Origin of the sequence: Calothrix sp. CCY 0018 (genome assembly GCF_963920925.1) — a bacterium.
GTDB lineage: Bacteria > Cyanobacteriota > Cyanobacteriia > Cyanobacteriales > Nostocaceae > Rivularia.
The window spans coordinates 89859-104506 of sequence record NZ_CAWUDI010000017.1; the positions used below are offsets into that span (position 1 = coordinate 89859).

Annotated in this window: 7 protein-coding genes; 5 read left to right on the top strand and 2 right to left on the bottom strand. The window is 39.5% G+C overall.

The features are described 5' to 3' along the window. Positions 1-129 precede the first annotated feature (129 nt). Positions 130-1371 (bottom strand): exodeoxyribonuclease VII large subunit, encoded by a 1242-nt coding sequence (gene xseA, locus ACM03V_RS14425; protein WP_414621484.1) that lies wholly within the window; start codon positions 1369-1371, stop codon positions 130-132. A gap of 139 nt (positions 1372-1510) precedes the next feature. Between xseA and ACM03V_RS14430 the strand changes: the two genes are divergently transcribed. Further along, complete coding sequence (locus ACM03V_RS14430) at positions 1511-2953, top strand: phosphotransferase family protein (protein ID WP_414621485.1); 1443 nt, start codon at positions 1511-1513, stop codon at positions 2951-2953. A 187-nt stretch (positions 2954-3140) separates the two neighbouring features. Here ACM03V_RS14430 and ACM03V_RS14435 read toward each other — a convergent pair whose 3' ends face one another. Next, positions 3141-4595 carry an FAD-dependent oxidoreductase gene (locus ACM03V_RS14435; protein WP_414621486.1) on the bottom strand — a complete coding sequence of 485 codons (1455 nt, stop codon included), beginning with the start codon at positions 4593-4595 and terminating at the stop codon, positions 3141-3143. A gap of 492 nt (positions 4596-5087) precedes the next feature. Between ACM03V_RS14435 and ACM03V_RS14440 the strand changes: the two genes are divergently transcribed. The 4 genes from ACM03V_RS14440 (at position 5088) to ACM03V_RS14455 (ending at position 14612) form a co-directional block, all read left to right on the top strand. Next, entirely contained in the window at positions 5088-6068 is a 981-nt protein-coding gene (locus tag ACM03V_RS14440; protein WP_414621487.1) for an ABC transporter ATP-binding protein, read from the top strand. Beyond that, positions 6058-6831 (top strand): ABC transporter permease, encoded by a 774-nt coding sequence (locus ACM03V_RS14445; protein ID WP_414621488.1) that lies wholly within the window; start codon positions 6058-6060, stop codon positions 6829-6831. The genes ACM03V_RS14440 and ACM03V_RS14445 overlap by 11 nt, the downstream gene beginning before the upstream one ends. Before the next feature lie 670 nt (positions 6832-7501). Then, positions 7502-10486, top strand: coding sequence for an esterase-like activity of phytase family protein (locus tag ACM03V_RS14450; protein ID WP_414621516.1), 2985 nt, complete (start codon positions 7502-7504; stop codon positions 10484-10486). 724 nt (positions 10487-11210) lie between these two features. Beyond that, the gene (locus ACM03V_RS14455; protein ID WP_414621489.1) at positions 11211-14612 is read left to right on the top strand and encodes an alkaline phosphatase; all 3402 of its coding nucleotides are present in this window, start codon (positions 11211-11213) and stop codon (positions 14610-14612) included. Positions 14613-14648: the final 36 nt, after the last annotated feature.

Consider the following 14648-nt stretch of genomic DNA (forward strand, 5'->3'; position numbering starts at 1 on the left):
TTGTCTTTTAATCTTTAGCATTATTGTACCTGGCGGTTGAAACCGCTGCTACACAAGCAAAACCCACCTCCGTGGGTTGTTTATATTTTAAATTATTATTTGATAAGGCATTTTTCTATTACCAATTACCTATTCCCCATTCCCTTCAATTTCTATAACTTTCACCTTCGCCGCACCTTTGCCCAACTGGATTAATAACTCTTCTCCTATTTCTAAATCGTCAGCATCGCGGGCAATTATTCCATTCTCTTGTCTTACGACTGCATAGCCGCGTTGCAATACTGCTTTGGGATTTAATGTGATCAATTTTTGTCGTAATAATTCCAAATGCTGTTTTGCTGGTTGCGATTTTGAATTCATTGCCTGGACGAGTTTTTCGCGTTTCCAAGCTAAAGCCTGCATTTCTTGTTCGATTTGCTTGTCTAATTGATATCGCTGTAAACGATTTCGCAATGTTTGTATTTTATTCTGGGCAGTTTTCACCGAATCATTAACTACTTCAGATAAAACAGCAATGCGATCGCAATGTTGATTATACAAATCATCTAATGATGGTACTACTATTTCTGCTGCTGCTGTTGGAGTATGTACGCTTGCGTCTGCTGCTAAATCGGCTAAAGATTCATCGCGTTGATGTCCGATACCAGTAATTATGGGAATCGAACAATCGGCGATCGCTCTCACTACCCGCTCATCGTTAAAGCACGCTAATTCTTCAACCGCACCTCCTCCGCGCCCTAAGATCAAGACTTCCGCACGTCCATCTTTTTCGACTCTTTGAATTGCTTTGACTATAGAATTCGGCGCTTGCTCTCCCTGCACGGTAGCGGGGGAAAATAAAACCTGTAATCCTGGATACCGACTCTTAAGTGTTTTCTGGATGTCACCCCAAGCCGCAGCAGTAGGAGAAGTGACAACGGCGATAATTTGCGGATGAGTGGGAAGCGGCTGTTTTCTTTCTTCATCAAATAAACCTTCCGCCGTCAAACGATTTTTTAATTGCTGGAAACGTAAAGCCTGCAAACCCACACCCGCAGGTATAGCTTGCCACACGCTGAGTTGATATTCTCCCCGCGCCGGATACAGTCGAATGCTGCCTAAAACTATTATTTGCTCGCCAACGGTAGGCATTTGAGCAAGTTTCGGGATTTGACTTTTCCAAATAATGCATTTAATCGAAGCATCACCATCCGTATCTCGTAAAGTAAAAAATAATCCCGCACGATGGTTGTTGGCACTAGAAACTTCACCAGTCACCCAAACTTGTCGTAATACAGAATCTTCTTCTAATAAAAGTTGAATATAGTCAGTTAAACCAGCAATTGAAAGCGCCGAATCGGGAATAAAAGATTTTTTTGGTTCGGAATTCATATTTTCAGTTAGCAGTTAATAGTGATCAATTATCAGTGATTCTAGCCAAGAATTTAATACCTTTATTACATCTCCGAAAACGCTAAAATATATACTCAGCATCTTTAACGAATCAATCTTTCTAAAAGGCTAAATTTGTATGAGTGAAAATGCCTCACAAAAATCACATCGAAGTAAAACATCGCCTTTTTCCACCATACAGCTATTCTTCAATCAACTATTAAATAAATTTATTAATCGCAAATGGAAATCTCATCTCTACGCGATTCTACCTCATCCTACTGAAGCTAAGGTTTTGATGCTATGGAATAAAAGTGGTTGTTCGTTACCTCATATTTGTGTAAATGATGATTTAGAATGCGATGATATTCCAATTATCAACAAAGAATTAGAGCAAAAACTTGGAATTTCGGTAAATATTTTATATTGCACTAAAAATTATTACGACAAATCAAAGCATGAAATTCACAGTGTATATGTACTTGAGCAAAATGATTCTATTACAAAACTCAAAGAAGGTTCTTGGATAGATTTAGAAACGTTAAGAAAGTTATCTGTGAAATTACCAGAGTATAAATTAGTTATCGAAGAATATCTGACGGAGATTGAAAGCGGTGATATTCCAGAAGTGCGATCGCCTTGGGCTAAAGTGGGTTGGTTCGATTCTGCAAATCAATGGATTAACGAGCAATTACAGGAATTAAACTATCAGCAGCTTTCTCCGGTGGAATGCATAAAAAATTGGGCAATTTCTTGTGTATTGCGAGTTGCTACAAATCGCGGAAATCTTTATCTCAAGGAAGCTTCTACACTACCGCTTTTTTGTAACGAACCAGTAGTTACAACCGAATTATCAAAATTATTTCCCGAACATATTCCAACTGTTCTCAGTATTGATTCCCAGCGTCACTGGATGTTATTAGCTGACTTTGGAGAACCTATTGGCAGAAGTTCATCTGTCAAAGTCAAAAAAGACGTTTATCTTTTGCTCGCTCAAATACAAATTAAATCGGTTGAGCATATTGATCGTTTGTTGAATGTCGGATGTTTAGATAGACGTTTGGAAAAGTTAGCAACTCAAATCGATGCTTTATTCAACGATAAAAATGCTCTATCGCAATTGAAACAAGCTGAAATAAACCAGCTACAAACACTTGCTCCATATCTGAAAAACTTATGCAGTCAATTAGCTGATTATAAAATACCTCAAACATTAGTTCATGGTGATTTGCATTTAGGAAATGTAGCGTTGTATAACGATAACTACCTTTTATTTGATTGGACTGATAGCTGTATTGCTCATCCTTTTTTTGATATGTTTCAATTTTACTTTAGTCGGAACAATATACCTTTTCTATCATCTGTAAAAGTTGTGAAGAACGAATATCTAAATCAATGGACGATTTATGAATCAAAATCTCGTGTGTTAGAAGCTTGGAAATTAGCAAAACCATTATGTGCTTTGCATCATGCGGTTACATACCAGTATATTAGTAACTGTTTGGAACCTAGAGAAAAACATTTGTTTAGTAATGCTTTAAGTGATTTTCTACGAGAGATTTTGAAGTGTAAAATTGAATAAGTTGAATAATAATCTTTTTAATATATGAAAAAATACAAAGACATTTACGAATGCTTTGATGCTTGTTTTGTCTGTTAAATCTACTTTAAATAACTTAGCGTTGAAACTAAAGCCCCATTATTGCGCGGTTATATCAAAACCTTGCTTCAATTTCCTATGAGCGTGATGATGGAATACTAGGCTTAATTTAATTCTGCAAAGCTTCCACCACTTGCTCAAAATCGCGAGCAAATATTTGTTGATTATACTCGTCTAATTGTTCTTGATTTGAGGAATAGCTAAGCCCTGTCATTGTAACTTTTTGAACGTATTCCATTAATGGGCGGCGTATATTTTCGTATTTTTCAAATGCTTCTTGAATCGCTTTGTCATCGTTTAATTTATCTGAAACGGCAAGTTTATTAATCAGTTCGACAATAGTTAATGCATCTTCCAAGCCTTGATTTACTCCCTGAGCGGCGAAAGGAGGCATTCCGTGGGCGGCATCACCTACTAATACTACTCTACCGAAGTGCCAAGGTGGTTGTATATTGGCGGAATTCTCTTGGGTATGCAGGTTGGCGGTGTCGGGAAATGGTAAGGAATCGGAAATAATGGCGCGGTGAATATAGTAAGTACGATGTTGCATATTCTCCGGGTTTGATAACCGTACTAATTCTTTGATGGCGTGAGGGAAATTATTCTTTTCTAACTGTTTTAATGTTACTTCGATTCGAGAATTTTCATCTAATTGATTTAAGTTTACAGAAATATGAATCAGATATATAAATTCACCTGGTTTTCCAGCTAATAAAATCATTCTCGGTGGTTGCTCGGAAGCAGAATTAGTTAAATTTACATCTTGAGAAATAGTGACTATTGGTAAATTTTGGAGGAATTTTTCTTGTATTTCTGTTTGGATATCATCGGGAACATCAGCGATTTTAGAGCAAATTATAGCTGCATATCCAGAATATTCGGGACGAGAAAAAGTTTCATAACTGGTATCTTTATAAAGTAGCTTGCGAACGGTAGAATTTATCCCATCTGCCGCCACAACTAGCTTAGCCCGAAAACATTTTTCCGCTGCTGTTTCAGTATTAATATCTATATTTTGAGATTCAGATTGAGTATTTTCTGCTTCCGGATTCCAGTGTGCGTAGGGATTATTTTCTACCGTCACATCAGAAAGACAATCGACTCTAACGCATTCATTTTCTGGTTCGTAGACAACATCAATACAGCGATGGTTGGCTTTTACAAGTTCAGGAGGAATTAATTTTCTTAAACTTGTTTGTAAATCAAACCAGCTTATGGTTAATTTCCCTTCACCATAGCTTTCAAACCATTCGTAAAAGTCGAGTGCAATGGTACGTATTGGCTCTCCTTGTAAATCTCTGACAATCCATTTGGGTGAAGGTTGAGAATTTTTTGACTGAGTATTAATTCCTGCGGCTTGTTTAACTTCTTCGTAGGCTGTTGTACTTAAATATTTTAAAGCTTTTAATCCATTAGTAAGAACGTCTAAACGTTGTCCAACCCGACGAAAGGCTTTGGTTTGATCTAAAACTAGAATATTTTCTATCCCACGCTGACGCAAACCATTGGCTATTGCTAATCCAACAGGCCCAGCGCCAACTATAATTACATCATAAATATGCATAATAATTAGCCAATAACTGCAAATCCCTTTCTTAGAGGATCTATACTCGGAACCTCTCTCCAAACCTCTCTCCTAGAAGGAGAGAGGCTTATTACCCCCATTCCCTCATAGGGAAGGGGGGCAGGGGGGTTAGGTTTCTGAGGTGCCCGAAGTAAAACATAATACTTTTCAGACATCCTCTTACAGCAAAAGTCCTCTTCAGAAGACTGCAAACATTCAGGACTATACTATCTTCTCACGTTCATCTAAGAAGTTTAATTTTAGAAACAATTATTTGCAAGACAAGAATATAAGACAGCGAAAGCCGCAGCAAAGCTGAACGCCTTTATAAAATCAAGCTAAAGTGCGATAATTAAAAGTTTTCAGGCTTTGTGAAGAAATTTAAAAAATTACCTACTAAGGTACTGTTATAGTTTCAAGATTTGTTTAATAATAATTTTTGATACTCAAACGGTTGATAAACAGACAATCTAAAATTCAACATCTAAAATTGTGTCAACACAACCCGATTTAATTATTTCCACGGCAAATTTAACAAAAAGCTACAGTAAAAAGTCAGTTGTTGAGAAGTTAAATTTAGCCGTACCTCGTGGTTCAATTTGCGGTTTTCTTGGCCCGAATGGAGCGGGTAAAAGTACTACAATCAAACTATTACTGGGATTGGTAAAGCCAACTAGTGGAGACGGTACTATTCTTGGTAAAAATATTGTAAATGATAGCGTTAGTATTCGGGAAAAAGTTGGTTTTTTAGCTCAAGAGCCGCGTTTTTATGGATATTTAACCGCTCGCGAAACTCTACGTTTTGTCGCTTCTTTCTTTTTCAAAGGTTCTAACAGCCAAATTGAAAGTCGAATTGATGAGATTATCTATATTGTAGGCTTAGATGGCAAAGCAAACCGTCCGGTTAAGGGTTTTTCTGGAGGTGAGCGTCAGCGTCTCGGTATTGCTCAAGCTGCCATTAACGATCCAGAATTAATTATTCTCGATGAGCCAGCGTCAGCTTTAGATCCTTTAGGAAGACGTGATATGTTACAGATTATCGAAAGTTTTCGCGGCAGAAGTACCGTTTTTTATTCAACCCATATTCTTGATGACGTGCAACGAGTCAGCGATATGGTAGTTATTCTCAACAACGGTAAATTAATTGCTCAAGGCTCCATTCAAGAATTGCTGGCAGGAAATCGCAGCCAATTTCATTTAACAGTACGCGGTGACGGTTTAACTATACGCGATAAATTAAAAAATATATCTTGGATTAAAAATATTCATATTGAACCAGGAATTCCCGATATTAATAATAATAGAACTAGTAAGCTGCACGTTAACGTTACTAATCCAAATCAAGCAGAAAACGAACTTTTACGTTTAGTAACATCAGATAGCGAAACGGTTGTAACTGAGTTTGGACGCACTTCTTACCAGTTAGAAGATATTTTTGTAAATTTAGTAGAGGGAGACAAAAATGCTCGTTAGAAGCTCTGCTAATACTTGGCTGCGCGGTTTTTATCCCATATTTAGAAAAGAATTAGTTCGTTTCTTTGGAAATAAACGCTGGATATCTCCATTATTTCTTTGGATGGGATTATCAGCAGCACCAACAATTTCTTTGATTACAGTTGGTGGCTCATCATTCTCAGCAAATCAAGGCATTGCGTTATTGTCGTTATTTTTGTGGCTGGGTACTTTCCCAATGTCGATTGGAACTATTGTAATTAGTCAAGGTGCGATAGTCGAAGAAAAATTAACCCAAACCTTGCTATGGATTTGTTCTAAGCCTTTATCAGGTTCGGCTTTTGTTTTAGCTAAATTTGCAGCTTATGCTGTTTTTATTGCTGTAATCGTGTTAGGTGCCCCCGCATTAGTTATAGGTATTACAGCAGCTATGTTGGGAATAACTCTTAATTTTTTATTCAACTATCTTGGCAGCATACTGATGATTTATTTGCTGTTACTGTTCATTTTGGCATTAACTTTAATGCTGGGAACGTTTTTTCAAAAGATTAGCTTTGTTACGGCGATCGCCCTTATCGTTTATGTTACCGGAGGTAGTTTAAATGCAAATAAATATTTAAAGCAAATTGAACCCTATAGTTTTGCAGCGTTGCAGCGTTATGCTGTTGAAACTGCTGCTGGAAGTTTTCCCATACAGGCTTTGTTTGCAATCGGAATTACGCTTTTATTGATTGCGATATTTCTGTATATTGCTTCTTGGCAAATGGAACGATATGAGTTTTAAATTTTAAAAACTTTATTTTATATTTTACCCAATCCAAAATTGCCGAGATAACAAGGAAAATATTTAGGTTATTATTAACAGCTTTACTGATTTGAATATTGACATTCGCATCATCTTTGTTTAGTCCACTAAATTATGGAGACTTTATAATTACCAAATTTCTAACTTAATAGCATTTAATAGTCTATATGTCAATCAATTTTTATTTTAGATTTACGGTCTTCGTAGCGTGTCCGGAGGACATATTTAGATTGTCCACATAAATAAATTTAGGGGCTTCTCTGATGCCGGGATTCACAAAAAAAGATTTATGACCTAGTTAAAACCTTCTTGCAAGAAAGCCGTTCGTAATTCAATCCAAAATCCAAAACTTGTACTGAGCTTGCCGAAGTATCTAAAATCTAAAATTTTTTCGGTCATATATAATTATTTTTTAGCAAAATATATTTTAAAATCAATTAATTAACATAAGCTTTATCAGTCATTAACACAATATTAAACTTTAATTTCTAATCTAAGGTTGGTAGCAAAAAAAATCACTTTAATAGTTACGTAATATCCAGACGTTCTCAAAAGCGCGATTTTTAAATATATCTCTTATCGTCCCTTTGTCAAGAAGTGAGGGAAACATAAGGGTTATGTTTTGTGGCTATTAAATCGGTAGAAAATCATTAAAAGGAAATACACTTCAATGGCTGACGTTAAGTTAACAGGATTCGCATCGTTACCAGCCGACACCTTTGCAGAGGGTTCCCCAGCAGGTGCTGATATTTCTGCGAATGGACGCATGGGACCTTTTGAAGGGCAGCCGGTACAAGGTTTTAGTGGAGTGCAGTTTGCACCGAATAATGACGGCTCTTACTGGTTTTTATCGGATAACGGTTTTGGAAGTAAAGATAATAGCGCTGATTATTTATTGCGGATTTATCAAGTCAATCCCGATTTTAAGCAAGAAAACCAAGGAGATGGAACCGTTGAAGTTGAGCAATTTATTCAACTTGCCGATCCAGATAATTTGATTCCTTTCGATATTGTTAACGAAGATTCTGCACAACGTTTGTTAACTGGTGCGGATTTCGATATTGAATCTTTTGTAATTGCCGATGACGGTTCGATTTGGATTGGGGATGAGTTTGGACCGTTTCTACTTCACTTTGACTCTATGGGGAAGTTGATTGAAGCACCGATCGCAACTCCGAATTTACCAACTAGCGATGAACCATTAGTGCGATCGCCACAAAATCCCGATGTACTTTTCAACACCTTGGATGGAGAAGCGCCGCTGGTTATAGCCCACCGTGGTGCTAGTGGAGAATTACCCGAACACACTTTGGAAGCATATCGTCTCGCTATTACTCAAGGTGCTGATTTTGTCGAACCAGATTTAGTCATTACTAAAGATGGGGTGTTGATTGCGCGTCACGAACCAATTTTAGATAATACCACTAACGTTGCTGAGGTGTTCGGGGAAGAACGTAAATCTACAAAACTCCTTGATGGCGAAGAAGTTACGGCTTATTTTGCTGAAGATTTTACAATAGCCGAAATTAAGCAACTGCGGGCAGTACAACCCCTTGCTTTCCGCGACCAATCTTTTAACGGTGAATTTGAAATTCCCACTTTCCAAGAAGTTATCGAACTTGTACAAGAAGTGGAAGCCGAAACCGGGGAAAAAGTAGGGATTTATCCAGAGACAAAACACCCGACTTTCTTTGACGAACAAGGTTTATCTTTGGAAGAGCCGTTAATTCAAACTTTGCAAGAGACTGGTTTCACCGATCCCGACAGAATTTTTATTCAGTCTTTTGAAGTTGCCAATCTCCTTGATTTACAAAATAACCTACTTCCCGAAGCTGGTTTGGATTTACCTTTGGTACAACTTTTGGGTGATGTCGAGGATAATTCTATTAACGAAAACGGTGGCGGTTTTTCTGTACCTTACGATATTGTTGCCAACTTCAGCAATCCTGATTTTGATGCAGCAGACGCAGAAGCTGTTTACGGCGATTTTGTGAGTGTAGTTCCCGATTTTGGTCAAGATGTCACTGGTGATGGTATTCCCGATACGACTTATCAAGATTTAGCCACCAAGGAAATCTTTGATTATATCGGTGAAACTTATGCTGAAGGTGTGGGACCTTGGAAAAATAGCTTTGTACTGCGCGAAGCCCTAGACACTCCCGTGGATGGGGATGGTGATGGAAATGCACAAATCACAACCCAACTCACCGGAGAAGTTCGTCCTTATGTAGAATGGGCGCATGATGCGGGTATGCAAATTCATCCTTACACTTTGCGAAATGAAGAACGTTATTTAACTTTAAACCCCGACGGAACCCCGCAAACTGCCGAAGCTGAATTTGAACAGTTAATTGAATTGGGTGTGGATGGTTTCTTTACCGACTTCCCCGAAAGCGGCAGAATTGCGGTTAACCAAGAAATTGTCCCTGCCAATCTTGCTTCATCTCGCGGATTTGAAGGAATGGCATTTAGTCCCGATCGCAATACGCTATATCCTTTATTAGAAGGTGCGGTTGAAGGAGATGCCTCAGATGCTTTACGAATCTACAAATTTGATGCCACAACCAGCCAGTACACTGGCTTAGTTGGTTTCTATCAAACTTCAGTTCCCGGTCATGCAATTGGTGACTTTACTCCTATTAACGATTCGGAATTTTTAGTTATAGAAAGAGATGGCAAGCAAGGGGAGGAAGCTGAATTCAAGAAGATTTTCAAAGTTGATATTTCCAACATAGATCAAGACGGTTATGTACAAAAAGAAGAAGTCGTCGATTTATTAGATATTCAAGACCCCAACGACCTCAATAACGACGGTGAAACCACTTTTGATTTCCCCTTCGTTACCATCGAGGACGTTTTAGTTATCGACGAAAACACAATTTTAGTTGCTAACGACAATAATTATCCTTTCTCTACTGGACGAAGTGAGGGTATCGATAACAATGAAGTCATCCTCCTAGAGTTAGATAAAGCTCTTAATTTAGATCCTCGTTTGGGTAGAAGCGCGATGGAGCCTGAAGAATCTAAATTAGTAGCGGGTAGCGATGGTGAAGATTTATTTGTCGCTGGAGATAATTTCGAGGGTAATAATAACAGCCTCTTTGCTGGTTCTGGTAACGATGAGATCGATTTAGCTTTTGGTGGAAGTAACAATCGGGTTAATGCTGGAAGCGGTGATGATGTAATTTTTGTAGGCAATCAAAACCGCGTTTTCGGTGGTGCTGGTAATGACGAATTTGATGCTACCGATGGCATGGGTGGTAATCGGATCTCTGGTGGTATGGGTGATGATATCTTCTATCTTGGTATGAATGACCGTGCTTTGGGTGGTGCAGGTGATGACCAATTCTATGTACAATCCGGTGATGGTAATATCCTATCTGGTGGTATGGGTGCCGACCAATTCTGGATTGTCAGTGGAGAATTACCCGAAGCTGCGAATACCATTGTTGATTTTGAAGTTGGTAATGATGTAATTGGTATTTTGGGTAGTGCTGGCTTGGGTATTGATGCATCAACTTTAGAATTGAATGTAGTTGATGGTAATACCGAAGTTGGTTTTGCTGGTAATACATTAGCAATGCTCAACGGTGTGACTGGTTTGGATATCAATACCAGCGTTGTATTTGCTTGATTATTAGGTCATAGGGGGACTTCCCCCCAATAAAAACAGAAGAAACTTCAGGTTGTTTGGAAGAGGCTGAAAAGCTCGCCATACTTTTGTGTGTTTCTTCTTTCTCTGTGGTTTCATCTCTATCCTCTATAAATAAATCAAAAATTACAAAAAATACTTTATTGATTATTTTTTCTTGATACTAAACCCTCAATTAATGTGAGTTCGACGGATGAAAAATCATCCTTCCTTCTGACTGGAAGGTCGAAGACCTCCGGTCAAACTGATTGAAAAAATTCTGTTATGCAAACGAGCAGTGATTGAGTCAGTGAACGACCATCTTAAAAAGATATGTTAAATTAAACACTCTCCGCACCATACATAGTACATCTAATTTTTTGGTTAACTAGATGACAGGTTTGAACGCCTATATTACTTTCGACTAAATCCTCATAGATTGCTGCCGAAGTAGTCAGCGTACAAAAATAGTGTATTATTTCAGTTTTTATATATAAGCTAAATAATAATCTTTAGTTTTAAAATTATTCCTTTAGTAAGAAGAAATAATCAAAATTATCTTATGTGTAATAAAAGTATGAGTTACTCGAATTAACCGATTCTTAACTTTTTAATAACTATATATAAATAATTGTTATGTATCTTTAGAAATAGCAATATAAATTGCACTGAGTTATATTTCTTGCTTTTTTAATCAGCAAAAACCAATAAGCATTCATCAAAAAATATGGCGAATTCGACTACTGGTAATCACGTTATTTTCGTTCACCCAGATGGAACTAGTCCATCTCATTATGCGATCGCTCGATTTGTTCAAGAAGGTCCTGATGGCAGATTGAATTGGGACAAATTAAGTAACGCTGGTGTATACCTGGGTCACATGGAAGACCAACTTGGAGGTACTTCCAATGGTGGTGCAGTTACCCACGCAACTGGTGCTAAAGTTTACGCAGAATCTTTTGGTTTTGAAGAAGATGGTTCCGCGATTACCTCGCTATCTGGTACTGAAAAAACCATCGTTGAGGAAGCGATAGAAGCAGGGAAAGTAACTGCTTTGGTTCAGTCTGGCGCTACATTTGAACCAGGTACAGCTGCATTTGTAGCTAAGACCCAAGAGTTAGATAATAACGGTCAAAGAGTTGTACCTCGTTCTCAAGCAGTTGCAATTACCAGGCAAGTGATTGAGTCTGGTGTTGACTTCATCATGGGTGGTGGTGAATTAAATATGCTACCAGTTGGTACTGAGGGTTTCCACGGTACTGCTGCTGAATATGATGCTCTGAGTAGTAACCCACTACAACGACCGACAGAAAACCTGATTGAATTAGCTCAGAGCAACGGTTACACGGTAGTTTACACCGAAGAACAACTCAACGACCTGCTCGACCCAGCAAAAACTCCCATACCACCAACCAAAGTATTGGGTGTATTTGCTCCCATCCATACCTTTAACGACCGTCCCGAGGAAGTTTTAGCGGAACGGGGATTACCACTGTATCTGGAAACTGCTCCCACCATCGCCGAGATGCTGGAAGTTACTCAGAAGTTGATGGAACAGCATCCCAACTTTGATAATGGTTCGATCGCCATTGTCGAGGAAGAAGGAAGCGATAACTTTGGTAATAACAACAATGCTGCGGGTACTCTCGAAGGAGTAATTCGGGCTGATGCAGCAATTGGTACAGCGCTTGATTTTATCAATAAATATCCCAACACACTACTATTAACCGCTGCTGATAGCGATGCAGGTGGTTTGGAAGTGCGTGACCCTCTTAATCCTGAAGAACCTGTAGGGACAGTCAATGCTAACCCCACCACAGAACCCCGTCCAGTTCCTCTTGACGGTGTAGATGGTAGAAATACGTTACCTTTCACCGCTGCTCCCGATGAGAATGGTGATGTATTTAACTTCGGTGTCGGTTGGGCTGGTACACCAGATTTTCCTGGTTCGATTGTATCGAAAGCCGCAGGTTTAAATGCAGATAAACTCCCTTCGACCGTTGATAACACGGCGATGTATGAGTTGATGTATGAAACCTTATTCGACACCGAACTTGAATCCCGCAACCCCGCACCTACACCAGCACCAGAAGCCACAAAAGATACTGGGAACGTCATCTTTATTCATCCCGATGGTACCAGTCCTTCGCACTTCATGGCGCTGCGGAACATTGACCAAGGTCCCGATGGGCGGCTCAACTGGGATAAAATGTCCAATGCAGGTGTGTACCTCGGACACATGGAAAACCAGTTAACAGGTACTTCCAACGCAGGTGCTGTTACCCACGCTAACGGGGTGAAGGTATTTAATGAATCCTTTGGCTTGGAAGAAGATAACTCTCGTGTCACTCCCGCTTCTGGTAAAACTGGTTACACCATATTAGAAGAAGCAATTGAGGCAGGAAAAGCCACAGCCCTGATTCAATCAGGACAAATGGCCGAACCAGGAACCGCTGCATTTGCTGCGGAAACTACTAACCGTGATGGTGACAATATCCGTGCCAGAGACAAGTATGCAGAGATTATCGAGCAGGTAATCCGTTCTGGTACCAATGTGATTATGGGTGGCGGTGAACTGTATATGTTACCGCAAGGTACTACAGGTTTCCATGTCACTGCGGAATTAGATGCAGAAGAAACTAGTCCTGAACGTCGTCCAAGTATCAACTTGATTGAATTAGCTGAATCTTTGGGTTATACAGTGGTGTATACCGAAGACGAGATGAATCAGGCAGTTAATAGCGACACCCCCCCCGAAAAACTGCTCGGTGTCTTCGCGGCTGAAGCTACCTTCGATGCCCAGACTGAAGAAGAATTAGGTTTAAACACCGATAGCCCTTTACCTTTGTACGTAGCAACAGCACCCACTGTTGCAGAGATGCTTGATGCATCTTTGAAAATCCTCGAAAATGACCCCGATGGTTTCTTTGCAGTAATTGAGGAAGAAGGTACCGATAACTTCGGTAATAGCAACAATGCTCCTGGTACAATTGAAGCCATCCGTCGTGCGGATGCAGCGATTGGAACGGCAATAGACTACATCGATAACAAAAACCCCAACACGCTGTTAGTAACCGCAGCAGACAGCGATGCGGGTGGTATGGAAGTATACCAATTTGCACCTTATACTCGTCCTAGTGGTAACTTTGATGCGAGCAACCCAGAATTAGCAGATACTCAACCAGAAGTACCTTTTGTTAACGTCAATCCTACCACTGAAAGAGACATCAATAATTTCCTCGATGGTCAAAAGGGTAGTACAGCAAGCGCGGAAAATCCCTGGGAAGCATTCCCCGCAATGGATAGCATTGACGGTCCTATGGGTAACTTTGGTGTCGCTTGGGTAGGAACTCCCGACTTCCCCGGTAGCATTGTTGCTAAAACCTACGGGATGAATGCGGATAAGTTATCTAGCACCGTAGATAATACAGAAATTTACGATGTTATGTACGAAACACTGTTTGGTCTTGCACCCCAAGATGCGGCTGAACTGCAAGAAACAGAGTTAGTCTCTGGAAATACTGATGGTAGTCCGTTGATTGCGACTCGTAACGGTAGTTTCGACGGTATCAATGATACAGTATTTACGGGCGTAGGTAACGACGAAGTAGATGTTTTAGCAACTTCTGCGATTGCAGGTAGCAACCGGATTAACACAGGTAGCGGCGATGATACCATTTTCATCAGCAGTAAGGATAACCGTGTTTTTGGTGGTGTTGGTAATGACGAATTAGATGCTACCGACAGCATGGGTGGTAATCGAATGTCCGGCGGTGCAGGTAATGATATCTTCTACCTAGGAATGAATGACCGTGCTTTGGGTGGTGCAGGCGATGACCAATTCTATGTACAATCTGGTGGTAATAATATCCTATCTGGTGGTATGGGTGCCGACCAGTTCTGGATTGTCAGTGGAGAATTACCCGAAGCTGCAAATACCATTCTCGACTTTGAAATGGGTACCGATGTAATTGGTATCTTTGGTAGTGCTGGCTTGGGTATTGATGCATCAACTTTAGAATTGAATGTAGTTGATGGTAATACCGAAGTTGGTTTTGCTGGTAATACATTAGCAATGCTCAACGGTGTGACTGGTTTGGATATCAATACCAGCGTTGTATTTGCTTGATATTTGATAGATAGTTGCGTTGAGCGCAGGATTGTG

Coding starts and splice junctions, on each gene's coding strand:
- xseA (WP_414621484.1), bottom strand. CDS start 1,371: ATGAATTCCGAACCAAAAAAATCTTTTATTCCCGATTCGGCGCTTTCA.
- ACM03V_RS14430 (WP_414621485.1), top strand. CDS start 1,511: ATGAGTGAAAATGCCTCACAAAAATCACATCGAAGTAAAACATCGCCT.
- ACM03V_RS14435 (WP_414621486.1), bottom strand. CDS start 4,595: ATGCATATTTATGATGTAATTATAGTTGGCGCTGGGCCTGTTGGATTA.
- ACM03V_RS14445 (WP_414621488.1), top strand. CDS start 6,058: ATGCTCGTTAGAAGCTCTGCTAATACTTGGCTGCGCGGTTTTTATCCC.
- ACM03V_RS14455 (WP_414621489.1), top strand. CDS start 11,211: ATGGCGAATTCGACTACTGGTAATCACGTTATTTTCGTTCACCCAGAT.